Here is an 11,867-nt window from a genome sequence, read left to right as displayed (position 1 = left end):
GTGTGATTCGATGATTCTACTAGATGGGGCAGACCGACCGTTTTGAAAGGCCCCGATTGACGCATCCCGGTTTAGCCGGCGGGGTGGATCGGGCGGCGACGCATCGGGCGACGGCAGGGCCCGGTCCGGTCCAGGCGCGTGTCGACGCGCTCCCCGGGGCCGGAAAGGCGCGCGTGTGCTGACCTTGGCGTTCGGAGTCAGGCAAGGCCGGAGGGTGAACGCCCTTCGATGCGTTGCTGCCGGTGGCCGCGTGATGCGCGCGCGCGGCGCCAACCGGTCTACCGATTCCACGCTGCGCGAAGCTGGATCAAGCATGCCTTCTTCGATCGCACCAGCCGCGGTCAGCGCCGGCTTGTCGCACTGCGGAGCGAAACCGCGCCCCGGTCGCACCTCGTCGGCGCGCTTAGACGGTCGGCGGTTCGTCTTTCTGGTTGAACACGCGCTCCATCACTTCCAGCAACTCGTCTTCGGAGAACGGCTTGGTGATGTAGGCGCGTGCGCCCTGGCGCATGCCCCACATGCGATCGGTGTCCTGGTCCTTGGTGGTCACCAGGATCACCGGGATGTGCTGGGTGGTCGGCTCGCGCTTGAGCGTGCGCGTGGCCTGGAAGCCGTTGAGGTTGGGCATCACCACATCCATCAGCACCAGATCCGGCAACGAGGACTTGGCCGCTTCCACGCCGGCGGCACCATCGGTTGCGGTGATGGTTTCGTGCCCCAGCTTCTCGACGATGCGCTGAATCCCCAGCAGCTGCGACGGCGAGTCGTCGACGATCAGAATGCGTGCCATGTGTTTCCCCTAGTGTGCGCGGCGAGTGTAGTGCGCCGGCCGCGCTTTCGGTAGCTGGGCCAGGCGGTGCGACCGGCGATGCTGTTGCGAGGTGTTGATCCAGTGACGCGTTGCTGTTGTGCTGTGCAACGCGTACTACGGTGCACAGGGGGCAACTGGATTCAACAACGTTGCAGAAGGTCGTTCAACCCTGCATCGCGCGCATGCTGCCCCGCCCTCAATCCCTCACCACAGGAGAGGCAATTGCTCCCTTCTCCCGTCGGGAGAAGGTGGCGCATAGCGCCGGATGAGGGGACAGCGGCGATTCAACCGCGCAGATCGACGCTGACTGGCGCACCAGCTGCCTGCCGAACCCTCACCCATTTCCCGCTCAACCCACGCGGCCTACACCGATTCGCCGAACGCCTTAGCCAGGTTGCGGTAGGCCTTCTTCTGCGCATCGTCGGTGGGGGCCGGGGCCAGGATTTCCAGCTCCACGATCTGGTCGCCCGGCGTGGTACCCGGCAGGCCGCGGCCGCGCAGGCGCAGCTTGCGCCCGGCGTCCGAGTCGGCCGGCACCTTCAACTCCACCGACCCGCCCAGGGTCGGCACGCTGATGGTGGTGCCCAGTGCCGCCTGCCAGGGCATGACCTGCAGGGTGTACAGGATGTTGCGCCCGTCCACCTCGAACTGCGGGTGCGCGGCGTATTCGATCTCCAGCAGCAGGTTGCCGCCGCCGTTGCCCTGCCCGCTCAGGCGGATCACCTGGCCGGGCTGAACGCCCTTGGGCACGCGCACATCCAGCTGCTTGCCGTTGATGGTGATGCGCACGCTGTCGCCCGCATACACCGCTTCCAACGGCACCGCCAGCTTGGCGCGGGTATCCCCGCGCGCCTGCGGACCCGCGCCTGCACCAGGGCCGGCGCCCGGACCACGCGGACGGCCGCCGCGCTGGCCGGCAAACAGGCTTTCGAAGAAATCGCTGAAGCCGCCACCGGCGCCGCCGTTGCCGAACACTTCCTCGTAGTCGTAGCCCTGCCCACCGCCGTAGCTGGGCGGGGCCTGGAACTCGTCGCCCGGGCGGAAGCCCTGCGCCTTGAGCTGGTCGTAGGCCTTGCGCTTGGCCGGGTCGCGCAGCGCCTCGTAGGCTTCGTTGATTGCCTTGAACTTGTCTTCGGCGCCGGCCTCCTTGCTGACGTCGGGGTGGTACTTGCGCGCCAGCCGGCGGTAGGCGGTCTTGATCTCCGCATCGCCCGCGCTGGGCTCCACGCCCAGCGTTGCGTAGTAATCCTTGAATTCCATCTAATCACCTCTGAAAAAAACGGCCCGCAGCCGAGGCCACGAGCCAGTCATATCGCAGCCGGGCGGGCAACCGCACCTATTCTACGGTGCGGTTGCCGCCGGGAAGCGAAGCATGCCGCTCCGCTCCAGGTTTTGCTGCCTTACTGCACCGTATTGCCGGCCGGGTCCTGGCCGTTGCCGACCTGGATGCGGCGCGGGGTGGCCGCAGGGCGCTTGGGGATGCGGATTTCCAGCACACCGTTGTGCCCGGTCGCGGTGATGCCGTCGGGGTCGGCACTGTCGGGCAGCGCGAAGCGGCGGTGGAAGCTGCCGTAGCGGCGCTCGATGCGCGAGAAGCGCTCGGTCTCGGTGCTGGACTCGCCCTTGCGCTCGCCCTTGATCGACAAGATGCCCTTGTCCATCTGCACCTCGATCTGGCCGGGGTCGATGCCCGGCAGGTCGGCATACAGCACGAAGTGGTTGGCCTCTTCCTTGATGTCCACGCGCGGCACCCACTGCGCGGTCACCACCGCCGATTCGTCGGTGTCGCCGTTCTGCTCGAAGAAACGGTCGAACACGTGCTTGATCTCGTTTTGCAGCGCATGGGTGGGCCACTGGGGATAACGAACGATGTTCATTGCGAGCCTCCAAAAGGTTGGGTGAGGGGCCGGCTGCCGCGGCGCGCGCCGTTGCGCCGGCCATGTGCGTCAGATAGGCGTGCCGCTGCGGATTTCAAGCGCGTTGACGCGCTTTTCCCTCGCCCCTTTCTAGACTTCGTTCAGCCGCAGGAGCCCAGCCCCATGACCATCCACGTTGGTGACCGCATTCCCGAAGTCGTGCTCAAGCGCCTGCGCGAGGGCATCGAGGCGGTGGACACCCACAGCCTGTTCGCCGGCCGCAAGGTGCTGCTGTTCGCGGTGCCGGGCGCCTTCACCCCGACCTGCTCGGCCAAGCACCTGCCGGGCTATGTGGAGCACTTCGACGCATTCCGCAAACGCGGCATCGAGGTGCTGTGCACCGCGGTCAACGACCCGTTCGTGATGCAGGCCTGGGGCCGCAGCCAGCTGATCCCCGACGGCCTGCACCTGCTGCCCGACGGCAACGCCGAACTGGCCCGCGCTCTGGGCCTGGAGATCGACGCCAGCGGCTCGGGCATGGGCCTGCGCTCGCGCCGCTACGCACTGTATGCCGACGACGCCGTGGTCAAGGCCTTGTTCGTCGAAGAACCCGGCGAATTCAAGGTGTCCGCCGCCGATTACGTACTGCAGCACCTGCCCGATTGATGCATTGATTCCCCCCAACCACTCAGAAGGAAACCGGCCAGCCATGTCTAACCAGCCAGCCAAGCAACTCCCCGACGGCATCACCGATACCGCCACCTTGCGCAGCCGCGCACGCCAGAGCATCGAAGACGGTGCCATCACCGAGAGCTACCACGCCGACCGCGAGGCGGTGATCGAGCTGCTCAACACCGCACTGGCCACCGAATACGTGTGCACCCTGCGGTATTACCGCCACTACTTCATGGCCAAGGGCATGCTTGCCGATGCGGTCAAGGGCGAGTTCCTGGAGCATGCGCAGCAGGAACAGGCGCACGCACACAGGCTCGCCGAGCGCATCGTGCAGCTGGGCGGCGAACCGGACCTCAACCCGGACACGCTGACCAAGCGCTCGCATGCCGAATACAAGGAAGGCAGCGACCTGCGCGACATGGTCAAGGAAAACCTGATCGCCGAGCGCATCGCCATCGACAGCTACCGCGAGATGATCGATTTCATCGGCGACAAGGACACCACCACCAAGCGCATCCTGGAAGACATCCTGGCCCAGGAAGAAGAGCACGCCGACGAGTTCGCCGACCTGCTGGAAGGCTGGATCGGCGAGTGAACCGAGTGATTGCAATGCAGCGATGCGTTGCGAGCGATGATCGGTATCGACATTCACGGTGACGTTGAAAGTTGAAATCGACTCGATGATTTAAGCAAACAGGGCGCCTTGAGCGCCCTGTCTGTTTTCTGTGCCGCAGGATGGTGTGCGGTTGCCTGCGGCGGTAGGAGCGCACCCGGGCGCGACGTGGCATTCCCGCTAACGCCCCATCGCGCCCAGGTGCGCTCCTACGGGTGTGTGCACGCTGGCCGGGCGGAGCACCTGCCCAGTCAGCGCAATACGCGAAAGCGCAGCTGTGTCCAGGCACCGTCGCTGGCCATTGCGGTGAGCGTATGCGTGCCGACCTCGGCAAATTCGCGCTGAAATCCCTGGCGTCCGTTGGTCTGTGCGATCCAGCGGCCGTCCAGCAACCAGTCGATGCGCGCGTCGCTGCCCAGTGCACGCAGTTGCAGGCGCACCGGACGCGAGGTGGCGTTGGCACGCGCCAGCGTGGCGCGATCGCTCAGCCCGTCGATACGCAGCACACCGCCACCGGTCATGCGCCCATCGGGCAGACAGTCCGCCGCAAGTGGCGGCAGTTGCGCAGCATTGCGCTCGGCTGTACTGAGCCAGGGCGAGACCAATGCCGGCCAGCGCGCCACTGCATGCGGCACGCGCTCATGCGCCTGGCTGCACTCCTGCGACAGCCGCTGGCCACTACGCGCATCCACATCGAAATGCAGCTGCCCGCTTTGCCATAGCCGTGCGTCGCGCTCGGCAAAGGTGGGCGGCACTGCGCCATCGAGCACGTAGGCGTCGGCGCGGCGTGCGCATTGTGCCGGTGGCGTGCGATCGGCCGCGCCGCCGAGTGGCCAACAGATATCCAAGGCCTGCACGTTGGCGGGCATCGGCACCGGCGCGCTATCGCCGGCGCTGCGCGGCAAGGCGTCTATGACTTCGAACATCAGCGGCAGTGCGGTGACGGCGCCGTACTGGCCCGGCAGCGGCGTACCGTCCGGACGCCCCACCCACACCCCGACCGTGTAGCGACGCGTGCCGCCGATCGCCCAGGCATCGCGGTAGCCGTAGCTGGTGCCGGTCTTCCAGGCCACGCCTGGGCGCGTGGCGGTGTCGAAGGTGCCGCTGCCGTACCCGGGGCGCGGATTGCTTTGCAGGATCTCGCGCACGATCCAGGCCGCACCCGGCGACATCAGCCGGCGCTCGATGCGCGGATCGTCCGGCGTATAGCGCACGCGCCCGGCGATGCCGCCGCGATTGAGCGCCGCAAATGCACCGACCAGTTCCTGCAATTGCGCGCCTGTGCCACCCAGGATCAACGCCAGATTGGGCACGCTGCCGTGCGCAAAGCGCAGCTCGATCCCGGCATTGGACAGCCGCGCAGCAAACCGCGCCGGGCCGATCCGGTCGAGCAGGTCCACCGCCGGCACGTTCAGCGACAACCGCAACGCCGTCGCCGCACTCACCGGCCCATTGAAGGCCGCATCGAAATTGCCGGGCCGGTAGCTGCCAAAACTCTGCGGCGCATCCACCAACAGGCTTTCGGAGTGGATCAACCCATCGTCCAACGCCATGCCGTACAGGAACGGCTTGAGCGTGGAACCGGGCGAGCGCCAGGCCTGCACCATGTCCACATGCCCCAGCCGCTTGCGATCGCCGAAGCTGGCCGAGCCCACGTATGCGCGTGCTTCCATGGTGGTGTTGTCCACCACCAGCAATGCCGCAGAGGTGCGCTCGGGCAGCTGCGAAAAGTATGTCGTGACGCGTTCTTCCAGGGTGCGCTGCAGCTCCACATCCAGCGTGGTCACGATGCGTGCCGCGCGCGGTCGCGCGCTGTGCAACCGCTGCGCGAGCAGCGCCGCATGCAACGGCGGTTTGAGCGAGCGCGTCACCACCGGCTCGATCCGCGCATCGTCCACCTGCGCGCGCGACCACACGCCCAGCTCCACCATGCGATCGAGCACCTTGTCGCGCGCGCGTTGCGCGGCCTCGGGATGGCGATCCGGGCGCAGGCGGCTGGGCGATTGCGGCAACACCGCCAGCAACGCAGCTTCGGCCTGCGACAAGGCCTTGGCCGGCTTGCCCAGGTACGCCCAGCTGGCCGCTTCCACGCCTTCGATGGTGCCGCCATAGGGCGCGCGCTCCAGATACAGCGTCAGAATCTCGCGCTTGCTGAGGTGCGCTTCCAGCTGCAGCGCGCGCAACAGCTGCTTGGCCTTGCCCCACGGCGTGCGCGTATGCGGATCCAGGATGCGCGCCACCTGCATGGTCAGCGTCGAACCGCCGGAGACGATGCGCCCCTGCCCGATCCATTGCCCGCCGGCACGCAGCAGGCCCCACGGATTGACCCCGGGATGGCGCCAGAACCAGCGGTCCTCGTAATTGAGCAGCGCCTGAAGATACAGCGGCGACACACTCTGCGGGCTGGCCGGATAGCGCCACACCCCGTTGCGGTCGGCGAACGCGCGCAGCGGCGTGCCATCGCGTGCCACCACCAGCGTGGAGGTGTCCCGTGATTTGGGTAGTGGCAGTGGGAAGGCCAGGTCCAGCAGCAACACCGCAGACAACAGTGCCACGGCGCTCCAGCGTAGCCCCGTCAACCAGCGCCGGCCACGCCGAGCAACACCATCCTTGCCAGCGACGCGTTCCTGCGTCTGGTCGATCCTTGCCTGCGCGTGCTGCTGCTCATCCATCCTGCCAAGGATGCAGGGCAAAACGCATTTCGGCCACCATCGCGCGCGGCAAGCTGCGGCGTTGAACGATGAACGTGACTGCACGCTCCTGCTTGCGCGACGACAGGTGCGCTAGCCCACCACGTCCGCGTGCGGCGAGCGACGCGGCCTTACAAACAGCCGCAGCAGCCCCATCGCCAGGAATACCGCAGACAGGCGCAACGCAATGCCGAGCCAGCCGCTGGCCGCCGAATCGGAGACCGCAAAGACCGTCCAGGCCGCGTTGAGCGAGACATGCAACACCCAGCCGCTCCAGATCGTGTAGCCATCCTGCGCGTCCACGATGGCAAACAGCAGCGCACCGATACCGGTAATGGCGAAGATCAACAACGCCTCGCCACCTCCACCGCCGGCCCCGAGCCAATGCACACCGCCAAACACAACCGCCTGCACCAGCGCGGCGATTGCCGGACGCCAGGCCAGCGCACGGCAGGCAAAGACGAAGCCGAAACCACGAAACACGATTTCTTCCGCTAGCGGAAACAGCAGCGCCAACCAGAGCAGGCCAAGCAGATCGTCGGTGCCGACCGAGCTGGACTGCGTCCACAGCCCCAGCCAACACGGCAGTGTGGCCAGCAACGTCAGCGCCGGGCCGCGCAAGCCGTTCCAACGCAACCCCAGACGTGCCGCGAGCTCGCCTGGCATGCCAGGACGCAGCAACGCCGCTGCGACGAGCACGAGCACTACGCTGAGCAGATTGTCGAGAATCCCACCGCCGTAAGGCACCGGAATTTTCGGGATTGGAAAACCAAGGGCCTTGGCCACATCACGCACCTGCAGCGCGACCAGCAGCACCAACAACCAGACGACATGCGGCGTGAGTCGGCGCAGGGATGTATCGAGCGGCATGCAGACGTCCTTGCGTGCAAACGAACGCTGACTATAACGGCAACACCACCGACGCAGTTCTACGGATCACATTGCGCGGCGACATCCGCTCCCGTCGCAGGCCAGCTGCATGCGGTGATGCAACGCGACACTCACCGCTTCTCCAGCGACGCGCGATAGCGCAGCAAGGCTTCCGGCGCGTCGGTCTGGATGATGGAAATGCCATCGCGGTGCATGCGGCCCCAGACCTTGTCCGGATCGCGCTCGGCATCGGCGTCGCCGCCGTAGCCGGCGATGAAGCCTTCCCACAGCGAGTTGACCATCAGCCGCACGTTATGTGCCTTGCTCACTGCAACCAACGCCGGCAATTGCGCTGCTGTCATCTTGGGCAGCTCGATTGCGACCGGATGCGCGTTGCGTGTCTGCGCAGTGGCGATCGCGGCCAGGTCGGCAGTGCCATGGGCGTTGATCAGGATCGGGAAGAAATACACCTTGTCGAACGGCAGCATCGCCGCCAGGGGCGGCGTGGCGATGCCGGCTTCGGCCTTGACGATCACCTGGTGCTGCATGCCGGCACGGGCAACCGCATCGACCACCTGCACGTAGATCGCATCCTTGACGTCCAGGTTGAGCAGGATGTGGCCCTTGGACCTGGCCAGCATCTGCTCGAGCGTGACCACGCGTTGATCGGTCAGCGGTGCCTGCGCGCCACCTTCGTCGCTGCGCAGCCGCAATTTTTGCAGGTCGGCCAAGGTCAGCTCGGACAGCTTGCCGGTGCCGTCGGTGGTGCGGTCCACGGTGGCGTCGTGCAGCATCACCAGTGTGCCATCGGCGGCGCGCCGCACATCGGTCTCCATCACGTCGGCACCGATAGCGATGCAGCGATCCAGCGCGGCCAGCGAGTTCTCCGGTGCGCTGTCCTTGAAACCATGATCAGGCGCCGGCGCGTGGCAACCGCGATGGGCCACCACCACGATGCCGCCGTCAGGATTGGTCAGCCGGGCCTGGATTGCGGCCACGCCGGTGGGCGCCGCGCTCGCATGGGTGGCCAGTGCCGCGCACAGCATGGCCGCGGCGGTGGCGGCAGTACGTAAGGTCATCGAACAACTCCGCTTGAAGGGATTAACAGAACTATTGCGTGTCGGTCAGGTGAGCGCGGTCGGCACATGGCCTGGCATCTGCCACGTGCACATCTTGATTTCCACGCACCGCGCGCACTTGCCTGGGCTCGGCTCGTCATGCCAGCTTCGCCGCGCCTAGAACGTCGGCGTAAAGCGCAAGCCGAACCAATAAGTCGTGGGTACCGAATAACTGTCCTTGAGCAGGTTCTGCCCGGGGCCGGTCACGCTGGTGATGCGGCTGTGGGTGAGGTTGCTGACCTGGCCGATCAGGCTGAGCTGTTTACTGATCGCATAGGTCGCGGTGAAATCCAGCTGCGAACGCGGCGACCAATACAGGTCCTGCCAGTCGATATTGCTGACGATGGCACGCAAGGCCTTGCCCTGGCGATTGTAGGCCGCGCGCAGCTCCAGCCCGCCGCTGTTGTAGAACAGCGTGGCGTTGGCGGTGTAATCGGGCTGCCCGACCAGGTTGTCGAGCTTGCGCTCGCGCTGGCTCACATTGCTGCCGCTGCCAACGCTGTAGGGCACATCCAGGCTGCCATCGAGCACCGCAAAATTTGCACTAAAACCGACCCCACTCAGCCACGGCGCAATCGGCGCCAGGGTGTTGACGATGCCGTTGAACTCCACCCCGCGGATACGCGCCTTGGCGGCATTGGCCGGCGTGCTGATCAGCGCGTTGGCGTAAGTGGTGCCGTCGAACGTGAAGCTGTCGGTGCGCGAAAGCGTAAAGATCTCGTCCTGGATGCGCTTGTCGAACACGGCCGTGGACGCGAACGCGTCGAAATCGCCAGGCAGGCGCCATTCCAGCGACAGATCCAGGTTATTGGACACGCGCGGCTTGATGTCCGGGTTGCCGATGGTGACAGTGACGCCTTGCGCATTCGGGTTGCCGGCATCGGCCGTGTTGACGAAGCCGATCGAGGTGCGCGCCGCATACGCATCGTATGGCGGGCGGCCGAGCGTACGGCTTGCGCCGGCGCGCAGGTCCAGTGCACCGGTCAGGTGGTAGGTCATGATGGCCGAGGGCAGCAGATAGTGGTAATCGGCACTGGTCGGGTTATCGACATACACATAGCGGTTGGTCGCGGCATCCAGCTGCCGCTGTCGGCCGACCGTATCGAGCCTGGTGCTGTCGAAATGCAGGCCGCCTTGCACATTGAAACGCTCGCTGCGATAACTGACCAGGCCATAGCTGCCGAAGGTCTTTTCGGTATGGGTGAAGTTGTCCTGATTGCTGAAGGCCTGCTGGTCGGTGCTGTTGAACGCGCTCAGCGGCGTTGCAGCCAGCGCACGATTGGCCTTGTCAGGATCGATGGTGATCAGGTTCAGACCGGCGTAGCGCATCGGCGCCCGGCCGGTGCCCGCCACATCGGCCAGGCCGAATGCCGGCGCACTGGTATTAGGCTGATACTCGACGCGATAGATGTCGTAGGACGGCTTGTCGGTGGTGTACGACATGCCTGCGGCAAAGCCGATGCCCTGATCGCTCTCGCCCTGGTTGAAACCGTAATCCAGCCGGCCGGTGAGGATGCGATCGGCCGCGGTGCGTTTGTAGTCCGGGCGCCAGTACGACAGGCTGTAGTTGCCCAGATCGTTGTAGGCCTGCGGCGACACCCCGAAGTGCTGATCGAAGCCGGAGGTGTCGTAGTTGAATGCGTAGTTGGGCGTGGCATTGATGGTCACACCGCTGCCGGTCTGGCCCACCGGTACCGGTGCGGCGCGGGTGATGCCGGTGGCGTACTTGATCATGCGGATCGGCTCGTCGTAGGTCGCATCCGACCACGCGCCGCGCGCGGAGAATTGTTGCCGATCGGTGGGCCGCCAGATCGTGCCCAGCTGCGCGACCTTGGTGCGCGTGGTGACAATCTGGTTGGAGTAACCCACCTCGATGTCGCCGCCGGGATAGCTGCCGGAGCTGGCGGTCTGATTGAACACCTGGCCACGGTTGCGCGGGTCGATGATGACCTCGTTGCGCTCCATGTTGTCCTTGAAATAGTAGTAACCGGCCGTTGCATAGGCTTCCAGCGCGGCACTGGGATGCACTTCGAACTTGCCGGTGACGCCATAGCGGTCGCGCTGGTTCTGCACGTACCAGTACTTGTCCTGCTGCGGCACCGCCCAGCCATTGCCGAGATTGGCGCCGGTCTGCAGCACGCCGTTGTTGTCGTAGAACCCGTAGTGCACCGTGTCGGTGGTCATATGGGTTTCGGTGTAGCTGCTCAGCGTCTGGTAGTTGGCCGACAGGGTGACCCCGTACTGCTGCTCGCTGCCGAAGGTACGGCTGCCGGTGGCGTTCAAGCGGTAGCCGGGGTCGTCCTGGTCGCGCGGCTTGCCGACATCGTTGGCGTGGCCCAGCGCGGCTTCGGCACTGAAGAACGGCTTGCCGCCGTTTTCGAAAGCGCTGCGTGTCTTGAGGTTGATTGCGCCGCCGGTGGCATTGGGGTCCAGGTCGGGCGTGAAGGTCTTGACCACCTGCAACTCGCTGACCATCGATGCCGGCAGCAGGTCCAGACGCACGCCGCGGGTGATCGAGCCAAGCGTGCCGTTCGGCGTGCCGGGCGAGGCAATGGTCAGCCCGTCGATGGTGACGTTGTTGTAGGACGGGCCCAGGCCGCGCAGTACCGGTGTGGCGGCCTCGTCGCGCGGATGCTCGTTGTCGGTGGCCGGCAATACCGACAGACCGGGCACGCGGCGCAGCGCTTCGACGATGGTGCTGTCGGGCAAGGCGCGCACATCGGTGGCGCTGATCACATCGGTGATATTGGTCGCCGCGCGCTTGCTTTCCACCGCAGCGGCATTGGCACGGCGCACGCCGGTGACCTGCATGGCATCGAGGGTCTGCACGCCGGTTTTGGTGGGGGTGGCCGGTGCGTCGCTAGTGGATGCCTCGCCTTGTGCCGATGCAGGCAAGGTGGGCGATGCAGGCGAAGTGGACGATGCAGTGGATGCAGTGGATGCAGTGGATGCAGTGGATGCAGTGGATGCAGGGTCTATGGAATCAGCGGATGCATCTGCTGGCAATGGAGAACGTTGCCTTGCAGTCGCAACTTCGGCCTCGGGTGTGGTTGTCTCGTCGTTGTTAGCTGTAGCTGCGCTCGCTGATGCGCCCGCGGTCGCGGTCATGGCCGCAGCAGACATTTGAGCGGAGGCATCGGCTGCAATAGCTGCCCACTCGTGGGCGCATGCCTGCGGAGCTGGCGAACACGCCGCAATGGCAACGGCGAGAACGGATAAGTGCAAACGGTACGA

Annotated in this window: 9 protein-coding genes; 2 read left to right on the top strand and 7 right to left on the bottom strand. The window is 65.7% G+C overall.

What is annotated here, in order from left to right:
• Nucleotides 1–403 precede the first annotated feature (403 nt).
• The 3 genes from pilH to KHN93_RS05850 all read right to left on the bottom strand — a co-directional run bounded on the left by pilH (nucleotide 404) and on the right by KHN93_RS05850 (nucleotide 2,688).
• Entirely contained in the window at nucleotides 404–790 is a 387-nt protein-coding gene (gene pilH, locus KHN93_RS05860; protein ID WP_024938599.1) for a twitching motility response regulator PilH, read from the bottom strand.
• Nucleotides 791–1,174: 384 nt separating this feature from the next.
• On the bottom strand, nucleotides 1,175–2,071 hold the full coding sequence (locus KHN93_RS05855) for a DnaJ C-terminal domain-containing protein (protein WP_054590856.1): 897 nt from the start codon (nucleotides 2,069–2,071) through the stop codon (nucleotides 1,175–1,177).
• A gap of 140 nt (nucleotides 2,072–2,211) precedes the next feature.
• Nucleotides 2,212–2,688, bottom strand: coding sequence for an Hsp20/alpha crystallin family protein (locus tag KHN93_RS05850; RefSeq protein ID WP_016903925.1), 477 nt, complete (start codon nucleotides 2,686–2,688; stop codon nucleotides 2,212–2,214).
• Between the two features lie 162 nt (nucleotides 2,689–2,850).
• Between KHN93_RS05850 and KHN93_RS05845 the strand changes: the two genes are divergently transcribed.
• Together KHN93_RS05845 and KHN93_RS05840 are read left to right on the top strand one after the other, a co-directional pair.
• The gene (locus KHN93_RS05845; protein ID WP_016903926.1) at nucleotides 2,851–3,333 is read left to right on the top strand and encodes a peroxiredoxin; all 483 of its coding nucleotides are present in this window, start codon (nucleotides 2,851–2,853) and stop codon (nucleotides 3,331–3,333) included.
• Between the two features lie 43 nt (nucleotides 3,334–3,376).
• Nucleotides 3,377–3,937: a ferritin-like domain-containing protein gene (locus KHN93_RS05840; RefSeq protein WP_024938597.1), complete on the top strand. Its 561-nt coding sequence runs from the start codon at nucleotides 3,377–3,379 to the stop codon at nucleotides 3,935–3,937.
• A gap of 269 nt (nucleotides 3,938–4,206) precedes the next feature.
• Here KHN93_RS05840 and pbpC read toward each other — a convergent pair whose 3' ends face one another.
• From pbpC to KHN93_RS05820, 4 genes are all read right to left on the bottom strand, one after another.
• The gene (gene pbpC / locus KHN93_RS05835; protein WP_104560739.1) at nucleotides 4,207–6,627 is read right to left on the bottom strand and encodes a penicillin-binding protein 1C; all 2,421 of its coding nucleotides are present in this window, start codon (nucleotides 6,625–6,627) and stop codon (nucleotides 4,207–4,209) included.
• Between the two features lie 111 nt (nucleotides 6,628–6,738).
• Nucleotides 6,739–7,515: a CPBP family glutamic-type intramembrane protease gene (locus tag KHN93_RS05830; protein WP_181105639.1), complete on the bottom strand. Its 777-nt coding sequence runs from the start codon at nucleotides 7,513–7,515 to the stop codon at nucleotides 6,739–6,741.
• Nucleotides 7,516–7,646: 131 nt separating this feature from the next.
• Entirely contained in the window at nucleotides 7,647–8,594 is a 948-nt protein-coding gene (locus KHN93_RS05825) for a glycerophosphodiester phosphodiesterase family protein (RefSeq protein WP_181141921.1), read from the bottom strand.
• A 156-nt stretch (nucleotides 8,595–8,750) separates the two neighbouring features.
• Entirely contained in the window at nucleotides 8,751–11,756 is a 3,006-nt protein-coding gene (locus KHN93_RS05820) for a TonB-dependent receptor (RefSeq protein WP_425600173.1), read from the bottom strand.
• Nucleotides 11,757–11,867: the final 111 nt, after the last annotated feature.

Origin of the sequence: Xanthomonas arboricola pv. juglandis (assembly GCF_905367715.1) — a bacterium.
Classification (GTDB): Bacteria; Pseudomonadota; Gammaproteobacteria; order Xanthomonadales; family Xanthomonadaceae; genus Xanthomonas; species Xanthomonas arboricola.
The sequence above is the reverse complement of the archived record's forward strand: the minus strand, read 5'-3'. Positions and strand labels throughout refer to the sequence as shown.

Bases quoted from the DNA above. Each gene is read 5' to 3' on its own strand.
- pilH (WP_024938599.1), bottom strand. From the start codon at position 790: ATGGCACGCATTCTGATCGTCGACGACTCGCCGTCGCAGCTGCTGGGG.
- KHN93_RS05855 (WP_054590856.1), bottom strand. From the start codon at position 2,071: ATGGAATTCAAGGATTACTACGCAACGCTGGGCGTGGAGCCCAGCGCG.
- KHN93_RS05850 (WP_016903925.1), bottom strand. From the start codon at position 2,688: ATGAACATCGTTCGTTATCCCCAGTGGCCCACCCATGCGCTGCAAAAC.
- KHN93_RS05845 (WP_016903926.1), top strand. From the start codon at position 2,851: ATGACCATCCACGTTGGTGACCGCATTCCCGAAGTCGTGCTCAAGCGC.
- KHN93_RS05840 (WP_024938597.1), top strand. From the start codon at position 3,377: ATGTCTAACCAGCCAGCCAAGCAACTCCCCGACGGCATCACCGATACC.
- pbpC (WP_104560739.1), bottom strand. From the start codon at position 6,627: ATGGATGAGCAGCAGCACGCGCAGGCAAGGATCGACCAGACGCAGGAA.
- KHN93_RS05830 (WP_181105639.1), bottom strand. From the start codon at position 7,515: ATGCCGCTCGATACATCCCTGCGCCGACTCACGCCGCATGTCGTCTGG.
- KHN93_RS05825 (WP_181141921.1), bottom strand. From the start codon at position 8,594: ATGACCTTACGTACTGCCGCCACCGCCGCGGCCATGCTGTGCGCGGCA.
- KHN93_RS05820 (WP_425600173.1), bottom strand. From the start codon at position 11,756: ATGTCTGCTGCGGCCATGACCGCGACCGCGGGCGCATCAGCGAGCGCA.